At 64.5% G+C, this 16204-nt stretch carries 16 protein-coding genes; 7 read left to right on the top strand and 9 right to left on the bottom strand.

What is annotated here, in order from left to right; genetic code table 11:
- Positions 1–8: 8 nt before the first annotated feature.
- Positions 9–1325 (bottom strand): M20 family metallopeptidase, encoded by a 1317-nt coding sequence (locus HYH08_RS09335; protein ID WP_220009480.1) that lies wholly within the window; start codon positions 1323–1325, stop codon positions 9–11.
- Positions 1326–1406: 81 nt separating this feature from the next.
- Between HYH08_RS09335 and HYH08_RS09330 the strand changes: the two genes are divergently transcribed.
- Positions 1407–2168: a GntR family transcriptional regulator gene (locus tag HYH08_RS09330; RefSeq protein ID WP_220009802.1), complete on the top strand. Its 762-nt coding sequence runs from the start codon at positions 1407–1409 to the stop codon at positions 2166–2168.
- A 4-nt stretch (positions 2169–2172) separates the two neighbouring features.
- Here the strand turns inward: HYH08_RS09330 and HYH08_RS09325 are convergent, their stop codons facing one another.
- Positions 2173–3063 (bottom strand): GntR family transcriptional regulator, encoded by an 891-nt coding sequence (locus HYH08_RS09325; protein WP_220009479.1) that lies wholly within the window; start codon positions 3061–3063, stop codon positions 2173–2175.
- A 190-nt stretch (positions 3064–3253) separates the two neighbouring features.
- Here HYH08_RS09325 and HYH08_RS09320 point away from each other — a divergent pair, with 190 nt between their 5' ends.
- The 6 genes from HYH08_RS09320 to HYH08_RS09295 all read left to right on the top strand — a co-directional run bounded on the left by HYH08_RS09320 (position 3254) and on the right by HYH08_RS09295 (position 8996).
- Positions 3254–4063 (top strand): ABC transporter substrate-binding protein, encoded by an 810-nt coding sequence (locus tag HYH08_RS09320; protein ID WP_220009478.1) that lies wholly within the window; start codon positions 3254–3256, stop codon positions 4061–4063.
- 12 nt (positions 4064–4075) lie between these two features.
- Positions 4076–4801, top strand: coding sequence for an amino acid ABC transporter permease (locus HYH08_RS09315; RefSeq protein ID WP_220009477.1), 726 nt, complete (start codon positions 4076–4078; stop codon positions 4799–4801).
- Between the two features lie 5 nt (positions 4802–4806).
- Positions 4807–5541 carry an amino acid ABC transporter ATP-binding protein gene (locus tag HYH08_RS09310; protein ID WP_220009476.1) on the top strand — a complete coding sequence of 245 codons (735 nt, stop codon included), beginning with the start codon at positions 4807–4809 and terminating at the stop codon, positions 5539–5541.
- A gap of 21 nt (positions 5542–5562) precedes the next feature.
- Positions 5563–6720: a M20 family metallopeptidase gene (locus HYH08_RS09305; protein ID WP_220009475.1), complete on the top strand. Its 1158-nt coding sequence runs from the start codon at positions 5563–5565 to the stop codon at positions 6718–6720.
- Positions 6721–6814: 94 nt separating this feature from the next.
- Positions 6815–7831, top strand: a complete 1017-nt coding sequence (locus HYH08_RS09300) for a mandelate racemase/muconate lactonizing enzyme family protein (RefSeq protein WP_228747697.1) — start codon at positions 6815–6817, stop codon at positions 7829–7831.
- Positions 7824–8996, top strand: a complete 1173-nt coding sequence (locus HYH08_RS09295) for a M24 family metallopeptidase (protein WP_220009473.1) — start codon at positions 7824–7826, stop codon at positions 8994–8996. Before HYH08_RS09300 ends, HYH08_RS09295 begins: the two co-directional genes overlap by 8 nt.
- Before the next feature lie 34 nt (positions 8997–9030).
- Here the strand turns inward: HYH08_RS09295 and HYH08_RS09290 are convergent, their stop codons facing one another.
- The 7 genes from HYH08_RS09290 to HYH08_RS09260 form a co-directional block, all read right to left on the bottom strand.
- Positions 9031–9318 carry a YciI family protein gene (locus HYH08_RS09290; RefSeq protein ID WP_220009472.1) on the bottom strand — a complete coding sequence of 96 codons (288 nt, stop codon included), beginning with the start codon at positions 9316–9318 and terminating at the stop codon, positions 9031–9033.
- A gap of 64 nt (positions 9319–9382) precedes the next feature.
- On the bottom strand, positions 9383–10357 hold the full coding sequence (locus tag HYH08_RS09285) for a sugar ABC transporter substrate-binding protein (RefSeq protein ID WP_220009471.1): 975 nt from the start codon (positions 10355–10357) through the stop codon (positions 9383–9385).
- Positions 10358–10400: 43 nt separating this feature from the next.
- On the bottom strand, positions 10401–11378 hold the full coding sequence (locus HYH08_RS09280; protein ID WP_212248603.1) for an ABC transporter permease: 978 nt from the start codon (positions 11376–11378) through the stop codon (positions 10401–10403).
- Complete coding sequence (locus HYH08_RS09275; RefSeq protein ID WP_220009470.1) at positions 11375–12325, bottom strand: ABC transporter permease; 951 nt, start codon at positions 12323–12325, stop codon at positions 11375–11377. The genes HYH08_RS09280 and HYH08_RS09275 overlap by 4 nt, the downstream gene beginning before the upstream one ends.
- Positions 12318–13841: a sugar ABC transporter ATP-binding protein gene (locus HYH08_RS09270; protein WP_220009469.1), complete on the bottom strand. Its 1524-nt coding sequence runs from the start codon at positions 13839–13841 to the stop codon at positions 12318–12320. The genes HYH08_RS09275 and HYH08_RS09270 overlap by 8 nt, the downstream gene beginning before the upstream one ends.
- Positions 13838–15247 carry an FAD-linked oxidase C-terminal domain-containing protein gene (locus tag HYH08_RS09265; RefSeq protein WP_220009468.1) on the bottom strand — a complete coding sequence of 470 codons (1410 nt, stop codon included), beginning with the start codon at positions 15245–15247 and terminating at the stop codon, positions 13838–13840. Before HYH08_RS09265 ends, HYH08_RS09270 begins: the two co-directional genes overlap by 4 nt.
- A 58-nt stretch (positions 15248–15305) precedes the next feature.
- Positions 15306–16190 carry an intradiol ring-cleavage dioxygenase gene (locus HYH08_RS09260; RefSeq protein ID WP_220009467.1) on the bottom strand — a complete coding sequence of 295 codons (885 nt, stop codon included), beginning with the start codon at positions 16188–16190 and terminating at the stop codon, positions 15306–15308.
- Positions 16191–16204: the final 14 nt, after the last annotated feature.

Below are 16204 nucleotides of genomic sequence, written 5' to 3'. Positions count from 1 at the left end.
TCCTCAAGTTAACGAATGGCAGTCGCTTCGGGCGAAAGGTCAGGACGGAATTCGGCGGAGAGATAGGCAAGGACCGACTTTGCCAATGCGACGATGTCGGTCAGCGTCGTGAATTCGCCCGGCGCGTGAATGCGGCTGTCCGGCCGGCCAAGGCCGGACAACAGAATCTCCTGCATGCCGGTCGCCTGCACCCAGCCGAAGTCGGAGCAACTCGCCGCGCCCCATTTGGCGAATTCGTCGGGCGCGTAGCCGAACCCGGCTGACAGGGCCTCTTGCCAACGTGGCCAGTGCGGGCCGGTTGGATCCGACGTCGGCATCAGATGACCGGTGAGATCGATCTCGAATGTGGTGTGGGACGCGGCCTTGCGGATGGTATCCTCGATCTCGCGACGCGCGGAGAGGAAGTCTTCCTCTGGCGCGTAGCGGCGGCAGATCAGGATTTCGAACTGCGAGGGGATCTGGCCGCCGCATTGGCCGCCATGGGCAGCGGAAATATCGAGCTGCGCGGCGAGCGGGCCGGTCGCGCCTGGCGGTGCGGGCAGGGCAGAGCTGCGCGTTGCGATCTCCGGCTTCAACGCGGCGAGCGCATTGAGGATCGGCAGGGCCGCCTCGATGGCATTGGCGCCGGCGCCTAGCCGCGCCGCCTCGCTCGCGTGAACTGTCCGGCCATGGACGCGCACCAGAAGCGTGAAGAGGCCGAAGCTGCCCGCCCAGATGCGTGGTGTGGCCGTGCCGTTGAAATTGAGGATGTGTCCCTCCAGCAAGCCTTGCTCGGCGAGATAGCGTATGCCGGGATAGAGCCCGCCTTCCTCGTCCGTGCAGAGCAGCAGCATCGGATCGTAGCCGAGCGCCAGGCCGGTTTTGTCGGCGGCGCGGAGCGCCAGCAGCACGGCGGCGATCGTGCCCTTCATGTCGGCGGCGCCAAGGCCGGTCAGCCGGTCACCCTCGCGCGTCAAACGCAGTGGGTCGGTTGTCCAGCCGGGCGAAGCAGGCACGGTATCGACGTGGAAATATAGCCCCAGCGCCGGCTTGCCGGAACGGCGGCGTGCGATGAGATTGGTGCGCGCGCCATGCGCCGGGCCGCCGTCGACGCGCCACAACGCCTCAGGCACATCGACCCGCCGGCATTCCAGGCCGGGCGTTGCGACGGCGCTCTCCATCAGTTCGGCAAACGCGCCGTATCCCGCACCGGGCGGAAAACTCGTGTCGACCGCAATCATCCGCGCGAGATCGTCGACCGCAGTTTCGGCGGTGCGCTCGATCTCGGCGAAGCCGTCGGCCAGGGTGGGCGCGGCCGGTCCGGCGGGCGATGGAGGCGAAATCATTTGCGATGGCCGATTTCTATATTCTATAAAGAAATAGACGATGGACGCCGACTGCTGTCAATTCCAAAGAATGAGGCATATGTGACCGGCAAACAGGCAAAGGCGGCGACCGGCGGCCCTTCGAGCCTGCCGGTTCCGCTGTACGAGCACGTCAAACGGCAGCTCGCCGAGGCGATTCTTGTCGGCGAATTATCCCCAGGTACCGTCTTGCCGGGTGAGGTTGCACTGGCGGCGCGCTATGGCGTTGCGGTCGGCACCATCCGCCGCGCGCTGGCGGACCTGACGGCCGACGGCATGCTGGTGCGCCGTCGCAAGACCGGTACTGTCGTGACCGGCCGCGCGCCGCAGCACAGCCTGCGCTTCTTCTTTCAGTATTTCCGTCTGCACGGCGAGAACGGAAGTCTGCAGCGTTCCACGCCCGAAGTGCTGTCGGTCGCGATCCGCGCGGCAAGCTCGGAAGAGGCGGCGCTGTTCGCGGAGGCGGCCGGAGAGCCGCTTCTGCATCTCCACCGCGTCCGGCGCGTCGGTCGTGCAGCGGTGATGCATTCGCGCATCAGCCTGGTTGCGCGTCGCGTCCCGGATTTCCCCTCGGTCCCGGCCCGCGTGCCGGCACTGCTTTATCTTCATTTGCTCGATGCCTATGGCATCCGCATTGCGGCGGTTCGCGAAAAATTGCTGGCAGAGCTCGCAAATGCCGAGGACCGGCGTCTGCTCGGTCTGCGATCGCCGAGCGCCGTGCTCGTCATCCGCGAGGAGGCCTACGACCAGGCCGGAACATTGGCGTTGCTCAGCGAGCACCGCGCGACGACCGCGCATCATCACTACGTCAACGAGATCCGGTGACGGATCAGCGCGCCGCGGCTTGCGCGGAGGCAAAAGCCTGCTCCAGATGCGCGCGCATGCGAGTCGAGGCCTCGATCAGATTACCTGCCGCGATGGATTCGATGATAGCGAGATGTTCACGGCACCATTCGCGAACACGGCGGCCATCGAAATAGCTGCCGTACTCGAGCAGGCGCCGCAGCCTGTTCTGGTATTGAACCGCCTGGGCGAAAAATGCGTTGCCGCAGAACTCGGCGCACATTTCGTGAAATGCCGCATCGGTCTCGAATAATTGCGTGCTGGAGACGGATGAGATGTCGGGGTGCGAGGCCAGATAAAGGTGTTGCAGGCGCATCCGTTCGATGGCGGCGGGATCTGGCTTGAACGTCGCCAGCAGAAACGCCGAGGGCTCGATCGTCAGTCGGAATTCATAGCTGGCGCGCAGCGAGACGAGGGAGTCGAGCGTCGGCAGGAACGTCCAGCCATGCCCTTGCTTGCGTGCGATCAGGCCGTCTTCGGCAAGACGGGAGAGGGTGCGCGCCAGCGCGATACGGTCCACGTCGTAGCGGCGCGCGATCTCGCTCTGGGTGATGGAGTTGGGAATACGATGCTCGAGCCGGTCGCGAACCAGCCTCGCGTAAAGCTTCTCTTCGGCCGTCGACGGAACCTCGATCTCGATATGATGCAGCGTATCGAAAGGCCTCCGCAGGAAGAAGCCATGGTTCTTCCGCGTCTCGACGATGCCGCGCTCGGCAAGCAGGTCCAGCGCCGACCTGATCGGGGTCCGCGAGACGCCGATCAGATCGGCGAGCTGCTGCTCGCGCAAATGATGGCCGGGCCCCAGCTTGGCGTCCCTGATGACATCCAGAATCTGGTTGGCGAGGCGGAAGCGGGTTTGTTGGGTTGACCGCGCCATGGCGGGGCTCTGGCATCTGTCCTGAGTACGAGTTGAAACTTACGGTACAATGGCTTCGCTACGTTCCAGGTCGAAACCTATCCTGACTAAAGCTTAGCCAGCAATTGCTCGCCGATCAGGCTTGACCTCAAACACGACAATGATTGTATATTATTCAACAATAAAACAATCAAGCCACAGGGGTATCCCCATGTCTCGTTTGCGCCTTGCCTGCGGAATCCTGTCGCTTTGCTTGTCCGGGTCGGTGTTGGCTGCGGATCTCTCGTCGGCCACGCTGGTCGAGAAGGGCGCGCTGACCTACGGCGTTGCCGGCACCTTCGCACCGTTCGAGTTTCAGAAGGACGGCAAGCTCTCCGGCTTCGACATCGACATGATCGGCTTCCTGAGCAAGAAGCTCGGTGTCGAGGCCAAGCCCATGAACATGGAGTTCAAGGGGCTGATCGTCGCGCTGCAGGGCGGTCGCGCCGACATCATCAACTCGGCGATGTACATCAACGAGCAGCGCGCGGCCCAGGTCGACTTCGTTCCCTATCTCAAGATCGGCACGCTCGTTCTGGTGCAGGCGGGCAACCCCGCCAAGATCACCGGTCGCGACGATTCCCTGTGCGGCAAGACTATCGCCGTCACGCTCGCTGGCATCCAGGAAACCTACGCGCGGCAGGACGACAAGCGTTGCCGCGACAAGGGGCTCGCCGCCGTCAATGTGATGACGCTCCCGACCGCGCAGGATTCGGCGCTGACGCTTCGGCAGGGGCGGGCAGATGCCCTGTTCGTTGCCACGCCGGGCGCGGTCGAGCTGATGGACAAGGTGCCGGGTGTCTACGCCGTGACCGGACCGGAGTTCGAAGCCAACACCCAGATCGGCATCGCAGTGCGCAAGGGCGACATCGCGATGAAATCCGCGGTCGAGGCCGCGTTGAAGGATATCGTCGCCGACGGCTCCTACAGGAAGCTGATCGAAACCTGGAAATTTCCTGCGTCGGTGTCGCTGTTCGACTAAGGGAGCGCTTAGGTGTCGATCGAGCTCGTCCTGAAGTATTTGACCTCGCCGAACTTCGTGCACGGCGCGGAAATGACGCTGCTGCTCACGATCGCCTCGCTCGTCTTCGGCGTCCTGATCGGGCTCGTGCTCGCCTTGATCCAGGAGAGCCAGACCCGGCTCGGTACCGTCGTGACGCTGGCCTATCTCTGGCTGTTCCGCGGCACGCCCGTGCTGTTTCAGATCATCTTCATCTACAACGTGCTGCCGTCGTTCGGCATCAGGCTCTCGGCCTTCGTGTGCGCGGTGCTGGCATTGTCGCTGAACGAGGGCGCCTACATGGCGGAGATCCTGCGATCGGGGCTTCAGGCGGTGAGGAAGGGCCAACGCACGGCCGGTCTCGCGCTCGGCATGACTCGAACAGAGATGATGCGCTACGTGGTGATTCCCCAGGCAGCGCGGATCGTGCTGCCGCCGATCGGCAATCAGATGATCGGCATGCTGAAGCTCAGCGCGCTGGTTTCGGTGATTGCCGTGGAGGAGCTGCTGCTGGTCGCGAACCAGACAGCGAGCGCCGACTTTCGCTATTTCGAGGCGTTGACCGCCGCCGGCATCTATTATCTCGCGATGACCACGGCCTTCATGGGCCTGCAAACGCTGCTGGAGATCGTACTCGATCCCAAGAAGCGGCAACGGATGCGGCGGCTTTCGCTGACCGAGCGGATGCTCGGAACGTCAAAGGCGCTGGCGGTCCGGTAGTGCGCATGCACCATCTTCTCGAAATCGTCGGCATCAACAAGAGCTTTGGTGCGACGCAGGTCCTGAAGACCTGCACGCTGACGGTCGACCCGTCGGAGACGCTCGTCGTGATCGGGCCGTCGGGGTCCGGCAAGTCGACGCTGCTGCGCTGTGTCAACCTGCTGGAGACGGTCGATAGCGGCGACATCTTCTTCGAGGGCGAGAACATCACCCGTGCCCGCCGCACCGCGCATCTGCTGCGCCGGCAGATCGGCATGGTGTTCCAGAACTTCGAGCTGTTCGCTCACCTCTCAGCGGCCGAGAACGTCATGCTGGCACCGGTGAAGATTCTCGGCATGAGCCGTGCCGATGCCCATGACATCGCGGTTGACCTCCTGCGCAAGGTGCAGATCCCCGAGAAGGCGGACGCCTTTCCGGACGAGCTGTCCGGCGGCCAGCAGCAGCGTGTTGCCATTGCGCGCGCTCTCGCGATGCGGCCCAAGCTGATGCTGTACGATGAGCCGACCTCTGCGCTCGATCCGGAAATGATCCGCGAAGTGCTCGATGTCATGGCAACCCTCAGTGCCGAAGGCATGACGAGCATCGTGGTCACCCACGAGATGGGCTTCGCCAGGCGTGCCGCCGACCGGATCGTGTTCATGGAGCAGGGCGAGATCATCGAGAGCGCTCCGAGCGACCAGTTCTTTGGCGGCGCGGTCAACGACCGGGCACGCCGCTTCCTCGATCAGATCCTTCACTGACCCCGATATCCGGAGCCCGTCATGTCTACTTCTCCCGATGTCGCCCGCATGAAGCGCGAGCTCGAAAGGCTCATTGCAATCGATACGCAGAACCCTCCTGGTCACGAGGCTCCGGCTGCGCAATATCTGCGCGACCTGTTGGCGAGTTCCGGTTTCGACGTTGCGTTGCAGGAGTATAAGCCGGGACGGGTCAACGTCGTGTCGCGGCTCGAGAACGGCGCCGGCCCGGTATTCGCATTCAATACCCATATGGATGTCGTGCCCGGTGGGGAAGGCTGGTCCTCCGATCCCTTTGCTTTGACCGAGAAGGACGGCCGGCTCTATGGCCGCGGCGCCTGCGACTGCAAGGGGCCGCTGGCCGCGATGCTGGAGTCCATGCGAATGCTCGCGGCAGACCGCACGGCCTGGTCGGGCACGTTGCTTGGCGTCTTCGTCGCGGACGAGGAAATCGCCAGCGAGGGCGCCAAATTCTACGCCGCCGGCCATCCCCGGATCGACGCGGCGGTGGTCGGCGAGCCGACTTCGAATGCCGTCTTCTCTGCGCACAAGGGCAGTCTGCGGCCGGTCGTGCGGGTGTACGGCGTCTCCGCGCATTCCGGCACGCCGCATCTCGGCGAGAACGCGATTTACCGGGCTGGCGAATTGCTGGGTCTTGTCGCCGAGCACCACGACAAGGTCGTCCGTCATCGCAGCCATGCGCTGGTCGGCGCCGCCAGTTTGACGGTGACGAGAATCAACGGCGGCCATGCTGACAACGTGCTGCCCGGCGCCTGCGACCTTCTGCTCGATCGGCGGATGGTGCCGGGAGAGGATGAGGCGGCGGTGAAGCGCGAGATCGGCGAGCTTCTCAAGGTTGCGCGCAAACGCTTCGGTGTGCGCGCCGAGGTTATCGACTACAGGGCGACGACGGGCGGGGCAACGGAAACGGCGGAGGACAGTTCGATCGTGCAGGCGAGCCTTGCAGCCAGCCGCGCCAACGGTGTGACAAAGCCGGGCCCGTTCGGCTTCCAAGGCGCCTGCGATCTCGTGCATTTCACCGGTATCGGCGCGCAGGGAGTTGTGATCGGTCCGGGCGATCTCGCCGTCGCCCACAAGCCCGACGAATTCGTGCCGGTCGACGAGTTCATCACCGCGAGCCTGATCTATCGCGACGTGGCCAAAGCCATGCTGCGCAACTAGGGGCGGACGTTTGCGCGTTTCACTGCACCTCGCTGACCTGCACTATGGCGGTGGGCTCGTCCTGCACACGGCTTCGTCCGGGAGCATTCCGTCTTTGGCGGAAATCTACCTGCGGCTCGACGACGGCGAGACGGTCGGCGTCGGTGAAGTACGGGCCAACGTCGCTTATCTTAACGGCTATGACCAGAAAACGGTGGTGGACTCCGTCGTCGCAGCCGTCCGCGAGGTCGACTGGCGGCGCGATCCGCTCGACCTGATTGCGATGATGACGCTCCGGGAGGCGTCCTACATCGCGCCGGTTCGTACGCTGATCGATTGCGCCTTGCATGATCTGGTCGTGCGCCGCGAGCGCAAGACCGTCGCCGCCTGGCTCGGAGCGCCGGACGGGGATGTGACGCGCCAGACCAACCAGACCTTGTTCTGGTCCTCGCACGAAGACTTCCTCGCAAAGGCGCAGGCCTATGTCGATCGCGGCTTTCGGGATCTCAAGGTGCGCATCGCCGTCGGCGATTTTTCCGAGGATCTCCGCCGTGTCGCGGCGCTGCGTGCGCGCTTCGGCAGCCGGGTGAAGATTGCCGCTGACGCGAATGGACGCTGGGCGGCCGATGAAGCGCTGTGGAGGCTCGAGGCGCTCGCCGAGTATGATCTTGCTTATGTCGAGCAGCCGGTGCCTGCCGGCGACTGGGCCGGCGTCGAAGAGCTCGCGCGGAAGAGTCCTGTTGCCGTGATGCTCGACGAGAGCATCGCCTCGACCGACGATATCGAACGAGCGTGCGGATATCGTGGGCGGGTGTTTGTGCACCTCAAGCTCGTCAAGCTTGGCGGCATCGCGCCGACCGTAGCGGCCGCGCGAAAACTCTCCGAAGCCGGGGTGCCCTTCATGATCGGTCAGATGAACGAAGGGGCCGCTGCCACCGCGGCGGCGCTGCATGTCGCCTGCGCGACCAACCCTGAATTCGCCGAGCTCTATGGTGCCGACGGTCTCGTCAACGATCCGGTTTCGGGCATCTCCTACACCGGCGGGGCCGTCCATGCGGAGCGCGCGCCCGGCCTTGGCGTCAAGTTCGACGCCGCCAGCACAAAACTCATCGGAGACTACAGATATGACTAGCGACGCCGTCCAGCAGGGCTCTGAATCGGCTTTCCCCAAGCAGGAATATGATGGACGGGTCGCGCGCGCCCGCGCGCTGCTTGCCAAGGCCGGCATCGATGTCCTGATTGTCACAGGGCCCGAAAACATCTTCTACCTGACGGGGCAGCAGACGCCGGGCTACTACACGTTTCAGGCGCTGGTCCTGCCGGTCGAGGGCGAGCCGGCCTTCGTCGTCCGGCAGCTCGAATATTTCAACTTCATCGCCAACACGTTCATCGCCAATGCTCAAGTCTACCAGGATGGCGATCAGCCGGTGAACTTCCTGGTCAATCTCATCAGGGATCGCGGCTGGGCATCGAAGCGCATCGCGATCGACAAGCGCGGCTGGTTCTTGCCGGTGGCGACCTATGAAGCGCTCCAGGGCCAGCTTGGGACGCTTCACGACGGGGCTGGGATCATCGAGCAGCTTCGGATCGTGAAGTCGGCGGCCGAGCTCGAGAAGATCGCCACCGCCGCGTCCTATGTGGAGGCCGGCATGCGCGCAGGTCTCGCCGCGGTCAAGCTCGGCGCGAGCGAGAACGATCTCGTCTCCGCCATGGTGGGAACGTCGATCGCCGCCGGCTCCGAATATGTCGGCATGGAGCCGCTGGTCTCGGTCGGTCGCCGCTCCGGCGTGCCGCACGGCACCTGGCGGCGCGGACGGATCGGAGCCAATGATCCTGCGTTCCTGGAAATGGCGGCAAGTCACGACCGCTACCACGCGGCACTGATGCGCAGCGCCTGGCTCGGGACCATGCCGCAGCGCGCGATCGATATGGAGAAGACTTGTCAGGACGGCCTTGCCGCGGCGCTCGCGGCGATCAAGCCGGGTGCGCTCTGTGAAGCGCCGCATCTGGCCTGCCAGCGGGTCATCGACCGCGCCGGCTACACCGAGAACTTCAAGAAGCGGGTCGGCTACAGCATCGGCATCGCCTTCGCGCCCGATTGGGGCGAGGGCGGCGTGCTCAGCCTTTATACCGGCGTGACCACCGAGCTGCGGCCGGGTATGACGTTCCATCTGCCGGTCGCGATGCGGGATTTTGGTCAATTCACAGTGGGCGTCAGCGAGACTGTCGTGGTCACGGAGACCGGCTGCAAGCCGCTCAGCAGCATCGATCGCCCGATCCTGCGCGTCGCCGGTTGACCGAGATCGCAATGAAGCTGATCGGTTGTGCCGCTCAGCCCTGACGGCGCAGGAACCCGGTGATCGTGACCTTGTCCCAGATGCCGGCGGCAGCAAAAGGATCGGCACGGTTGAAGGCTTCGACCTCGCTACGTCCGGGCGCTTCGATCAGAAACAGGCTGCCGATCATGGTCTGGCCGTCGTCGGAGACGAGTGGCCCCGACATCACGATCTTGACGCCAAAGCTGGACGTATCGCTCAGGAAGGCTTTGTGGGCGTCGTAATTGGCAAGCCGGGTCGGCAATGCGCCGGCGCGGTCCACAGCATGAATTGCGAATAACATGGTGTCTCCATTTTCTTGGGACGGCCACGACGGCGGCCGTCCGTGCTTGCCGTGACGAGTTGGTCTATTTGGCGCCGAGCTTGCCGGCTTCCTCGAAGGTCGGGCAGGTGCGTTGCTCCAGCGGCACGTCGAACGGCTGGTAATTGTCCTTGGTGATGACGGTCGGCTTCAGCACGATCTCGCTGATGACAGGCTGGTTGCGCAAGCTGCGGATCGCCATCATGGTGCCGAGGCAGCCTTGCGCAAACCCGTTATAGTCGCCGCTGGCGAGCAGCTTGCCGGACTTGATCGCGTCGATCGCCTCCTTGGTGCCGTTGATGCCGATCACCTGGGCCTTGCGGTTGGCCCCGTCGAGCGCCTCGATCGCGCCGACCGCCATGGCGTCGTTGGCAGCGAGCACGCCGTCGATCTGCGAATTCGACTGCATCAAATTCTCCATGACCTGGAGCGCCTGGAGCCGCTGATAGTTGCCGGGCTGCGAGGCCAGCAGCTTGGCGCCGGAATTCTCCTTGAGCGCGTCGTTGAAGCCGCGGACCCGGTCGACATTGGTCAGCGAGCCCTTGACGCCCTCGATGATGACGATGTTGCCCTTGCCACCGAGCGTCTTGAGCAGGAAGCGCGCGGTCTCGAGCCCCAGGCTGTAATCGTCAGCGCCGACGAAGGAGAGGAATTTTCCGCCGGCCGAGCGGTCGGTGATGTTGACGACGGGGATTTTGGCTTCGTTGATCTTCTCGACGCCCGGCACCATCGCCTTGTAGTCAACCGGCGTGAACACGATCGCGCTCGGCTTCTTCACCACGACGTCTTCGATCTGGCTGAGCTGCTCGGGGATCGAGTCCGGCTTGGTCGGGATGTACTGCAGCGTCTTCGCATTCAGCGCCTTCGCCATGTTGTCGGCACCGACCCGCACCGTCTGGAAGAACGGGTTGGTCTGGTTCTTGGTGAAGACGGCGATGGTCTCGCCGTCGGCGCGCGCCTGCGTCGCGAATGCGGCCGCTATCAATAGCGGTACTGCCAAATAGCCCAGTTTCTGTTTCATGTTGCCTCCATCCCTCATTTTGCTTGTTGGACTTCTTGAGAACTCATTGCGCGCGGCGGCGGGTCTTCATGTCGAGCCAGACCGCGAGAATGACGATGATGCCTGTCACCAGCGGCTGCCAGTTGGCGCTGACCGAGAGGAGGTTCATGCCGTTCAGCACCAGCGTCAGGATCAGCGCGCCGATGAAGGTACCGAACACCGTGCCGACGCCACCGAACAGCGAGGTGCCGCCGATCAGCACGGCCGCGATCGCCGGCAGCGTCAGGCTTTCGCCGATGTCGGCCTCGGCCGAGTTGAGCCGCGACAGGAAGATGATCGAAGCGAGTCCGGCCATGGTGCCGGAGACCGCGTAGACCAGCAGCAGGCGGCGCGCGACCGGAATGCCGGAGAGCCTGGCGGCGACCGGATTGGCGCCGATCGCATAGATCTCCTGGCCCCAGATCGTGCGTTGCGCGAACAGTGTTCCGATGCCCAGGAAGACCAGCAGCAGATAGACCGGGATCGGCAGGCCGAACAGATAGCCGCTGCCGATCTGGCGGAAGCCCGCGGGGAAGCCGTGCAGGGTCTCGCCCGCCATATACCAGTAGGTGAGGCCATTCAGCACCCAGAGCATGCCGTAGGTGGCGATGAAGGAGGGGATGCGCAGCGCCGTGACCATGATGCCATTGAGCAGGCCGACGAGGCCGCCGCAGGCAAGCCCGGTGAGGATGCCGAGTGCCGGCGAGCCGGTCTTGTGGATCACGGTGCCGGCAATGCAGGCGGACAGAGCGACATTGGCACCGACGGAGAGGTCGAGGCCCGCGGTCAGCACCACCAGTGTCAAGCCCGAGGCGATGAAGAAGGTCAGGCTCGCCTGCCGAAGCACGTTGAGGATGTTGCCGAGGCTGAGGAACGAGTCGCTAAGCACGGCGAGCACCGCGCAGATCAGCAGCGCCGCGAGCAGGCGGTAGAACACCTGAATGGCGTCCTGCGACAGGAACGAGCGGGGCGGCATCATCGCCTCTTTGGTGATGTCGGTCATGCGCGGCTCCTGAGGCCATCGAGGAACAGGGCGACGATGACGAGGACGCCGACGCTCGCGACCTGCACCGAGGACGGCAGCGAGATCAGGTTCAGTCCGTTGCGCAGCACGCCGACCGAGAGCACGCCGAGCAGGGTGCCGAGCAGCCAGCCATTGCCGCGCTCGAACGAGGTGCCGCCGACGGCGACGGCGGCGATGGCATCGAACTCGAGCCCGAGGCCGGCGGTGGGATGGCCGGAGTTCATGCGTGCCGTCATCAACAGGCCCGCGATACCCGCCATGGCGCCGCCGATCGCGTAGACCGCGATCAGCAGCTTGTTGGGTGAGAGGCCGGCATAGCGCAGCGCCTCGCGATTGCCGCCGAGCGCAAAAATGTAGGTGCCGAAGCGGGTATGATAAAGCAGGCCGTGGAAGGCTGCGTAGGTCACGAGCGCCATCACGATCGGCACGGGGATGCCGAGCAGCGTGGACGAATAGATGTCGCGCACGCTGTGGGGGATGCCGACCACGCTCTGGCCGTCGCTGACGATCAGCGACAGGCCCTGCGCCATGCCGAGCGTGCCCAGCGTCGCGACGAACGGCGGGATGCCGAGGATTGCGACCAGCCAGCCATTGGCAATGCCGAAGGCCGCGCCGACCACCAGGCCGGCACCAAGGCCCAGCAGCATCGACTTTGTCGCGAGCGACACGATCGCGACGCAGAGCGAGGTCAGCGTCAGCACCGCTCCCATCGACAGGTCCAGTCCCTCGGTCATGATGATCAGGGTCATCGGCAGCGCCAGCATGGTCAAAATGGTCGACTGCACCAGCACGTTGGAGAGGTTGGCGACCGAGAGAAAGCCGGGCGCGATGGCGCTGAACAGCGCAATCAGTGCTGCCAGCACGATGGCGACGCCGGGAATCCGTTGCAGCGGATTCGGCTGGGAGACGACCGCGGTGTCACGCATGATGCATCCCCAGTCGCACGATGTTCTCCTCGGTCAGTTCGTTGCGGGTCAGGTGCCCGGCGATGCGGCCCTCGCGCATCACATAGGCGCGGTCGCAGACATGGCAGATCTCGACCTGCTCGGACGAGATCATCAGGGCGGCGGCGCCCTCGGCGACCAAGCGGTCGATCAGCGCAAAGATCTCGGACTTGGCACCGATGTCGATGCCTCGCGTCGGCTCGTCGAAGATGAAGAGCTTTGAGCCCGCCGCCAGCCACTTGCCGATCACGACCTTCTGCTGATTGCCGCCGGAGAGCAGGCCGACGGTCTGCCGCGCGCTCGGCGTCGCGATGCGCAACTGCCGGATCAAGCCATCGGAGGTGCGCTGCGCGCTACGCTGATCGAACAATCCGCTTGGGAACAGCTTTTTCAGCGCCGAGACCACCAGATTGTCGCCCACCGAGCGCAGCAGCGCGAGGCCCTCGCTCTTGCGGCTCTCCGGGATCAGGGCGATGCCGCGGCGGGCAGCCAGATCAGGCTCGCCGGAGATGGCCTTGCCGTCGAAGATGATCTCGCCTGAGCTCACGGGATCGGCGCCGAAGATGGCACGTGCGACCTCGCTGCGGCCGGAGCCGACCAGGCCGCACAGGCCGACGATCTCGCCGCGGCGCACCTCGATATTGATATCGGAGATGCCGGTGGCCGCGCTCAGGCCCTTGACCTCGAGCAGCAGCTCGCCGGGCTTGTCGGCAAAGTTGCGCGGATAGGTCATGTCGACGTTGCGGCCGACCATCATGCGAACCAGCTGATCCGGCGTGACGTCGGCAGGCTTGACGCCGTCGATGCGGCGACCGTCACGCAGCACCGTGATGCGGTCGCCGAGTGCGAACACTTCGGCCATGCGGTGGGAGATGTAGACGATGGAGACGCCATCGGCCTTGAGCCTGGCGATCAACGCGAACAGCAGCTCGGTCTCGCGGTCCGACAGCGCCGCAGTCGGCTCGTCCATCACGAGGATGCGGGCGTTCTGGCTGATCGCTTTCGCGATCTCGACCATCTGCTGCTGCGCCACCCCTAACTTGTCGACGGTGGTGGAGGGATCGATATCGAAGCCGATCGTATCGAGCACCCGCTTCGCGTCGGCCAATATCCGGCGGCGATCGATGGTGCCGGGGATGCGGCCCTTCGGCTCGCGGCCCAGGAAGATGTTCTGGGCGATATCGAGATAGGGGACCAGCGAGAATTCCTGGAAGATCACGGCGATGCCGAGCTTCTGCGCGTCCGCGGTCGAGGAGATCGCGACTTTCTCGCCGTTGTGGTAGAACTCGCCGGCATCGGCGCGGTAGGCGCCGCACAGCACCTTCATCAGGCTCGACTTGCCGGCACCGTTCTCGCCCAGCAGCATGTGGACTTCGCCGGGATAGACGGCGAACGACACATCGTCCAGCGCCTTGACGCCAGGAAACTCCTTGTTGATGCCGCGCAGCTCCAGGAGCGGCGTCGGCGAGGTGACCTCGATCGGGAGCGCGTCGCTCATGCCATCTCACTCATGGTCTTGGGTCCGCTCGCAAAGATCTTTCCGGGGTTCATCAGATTGTTGGGGTCGAGGGCGGCCTTGATCGATCGCATCACATCGACGGCCTCGCCGAGCTCATCCGTGAGGTAGTCGATCTTGCCGAGCCCGATGCCGTGCTCGCCGGTGCAGGTGCCGTCCATGGCAATGGCGCGGGCGACCATGCGCGCCTGCAGCGCCTTGGCGCCTTCGGCTTTGTCCGGCTTGGAAGGATCGATCAGGATCAGCATATGAAAATTGCCGTCGCCGACGTGGCCGACGATCGGCGCGATGAAGCCATGCGCGTCGGCGTCGCGCCGCGTCTCGGTCAAGCATTCTGCCAGGCGCGAGATCGGCACGCAGACATCGGTAATCACCGCGCGCGCGCCGGGCCGGAGGCCCAGGCCCGCATAGAGCGTGTTGTCGCGGGCATGCCAGAGCCGGCTGCGGTCTTCCGCCGCCTTCGCCCAGGCAAAGCCATGGCCGCCATGGTCGGCGGCGATCGCCTGCGCCGCTTCGGCCTGCTCGGCGACGGAGCTTTCTGAGCCGTGGAATTCAAGGAATAAAGTGGGCGCCTCGCGATAGCCGAGTTTCGCGTAGCCGTTGATGCCACGCATCATGACGTCGTCAACGAGCTCGATGCGCGCCACGGGGATCGCGGACTGGATCACAGAGATCGCGGTATCGACGGCGTTGTGCAAGGTATCGAAGCTGCACACCGCGGCGGAAATCGCCTGCGGCACCGGGTGTACTTTCAATGTAATCTCGGTGATCACTCCGAGCGTACCCTCCGCGCCGACGAACATGCGCGTCAAATCATAGCCGGCGGCCGATTTGCGAGCGCGCCTGGCGGTCCGGATGATGCGCCCATCCGCCAGCACCACCTCGAGCGCCATGACATTGTCCTTCATGGTGCCGTAGCGCACCGCCATGGTGCCGGACGCGCGGGTCGAGGTCATGCCGCCGACCGAGGCGTCCGCGCCGGGATCGATCGGGAAGAACAGGCCGGTATTGCGCAGCTCCGCATTGAGCTGCTTGCGGGTGATGCCAGGCTGCACCACGACGTCCATGTCGCTGTCGTGCACCGCCAGCACCTTGTTCATGCGGGCGAAGTCGAAGCAGACGCCGCCCGCGACGGCTGCGGCATTGCCCTCGAGCGAGGTGCCGGCGCCGAACGGGACGATCGGCATACCCGCGCTCGCGCACAGCTTGACGATTTCGGCAACCTCCCGCGTGGTCTCGGGAAAGACGACGATGTCGGGCGGCAGGCTCCGATAATGCGACTCGCTCTGCCCGTGCTGATCGAGCACGCCGCGCGCAACGCTGGCTCGCGGGCCGATCATGCCGGTCAGGCGTTCAGCCAATATGCTCGTGCTGACCCGCGGTCCCATCCCTATCTCCTGTCTGCTCCCTGCTGCCGGACTCTTGCCGGTCCGTCGCCGTTTAGTCTTAAGCGGCCCTTGCGTTGCTCGCGACCTGCTTCAAGCCGAAATCGTAGTTGAGATGGAAATACTCGCGCTCCACCATGCGACCATCCGGCGCACGGCCGGCCGGATGGCGGACGAATTCGCGGATCAAGCTGTCCTTGACGCCGAACACGACATCGCTGTCGAGATACTGATCGCCGGCGACGAACACGTGTGTCACGAGCTGTTCGAAGCCGGGCGCCGAAATCATGAAATGCACATGCGCCGGGCGCCAGGGATGACGGCCCTGAACCTCCAGCATTTCGCCGACCGGACCGTCATGCGGAATCGGATAGGCCGCCGGCTTGATCGACCAGAAATGAAAGCGGCCATTGGCATCGGTGTGGAAGCGCGCCCGCATCGCGAGACCGCCGATGTCGTCGAGCTGCTGCACGTCGTAATAGCCGTCATCGTCGGAATGCCAGACATCGACGGTCGCATTCGCAAGCGGCTTGCCGTCGACGGCCGACACCGAGCCGGTGACCAGCATCGGATCGCCCTCCATCGGCCCGGAGATATCGGCGCCGCTGTTCTTCTCCGGTGCGGCCTGGACGAAGAACGGGCCGAGCACGGTCGTCTCGGTCGCGCCTTCCGGCACCGGATGGTTGATGGCGTCGACCAGCATGGAGACGCCGAGCGTGTCCGACAGCAGGATGAACTCCTGGCGCTTGTCGTCGCACATGTGACCGGTGCGGGTCAGGAAATCGATGCCGTATTCCCATTCCTTCTGGGTCGGCCGCACCTCGCGGACGAAGGCGTGCAAGTGGCGCACCAGCGCTTCGCTGACCTGCTTGATGCGCGGATCGGCGGCGCCCGCGATCCGTTCCAGCACCGCATCGGTGATCGTGTTTTCGTTGAAGTTGCGCATCTTGGTCTCCGCGA

It is taken from the genome of Bradyrhizobium sp. BR 10289, assembly GCF_019455385.1.
Lineage (GTDB): Bacteria > Pseudomonadota > Alphaproteobacteria > Rhizobiales > Xanthobacteraceae > Bradyrhizobium.
This window is presented reverse-complemented; position numbering and strand designations above follow the sequence as displayed.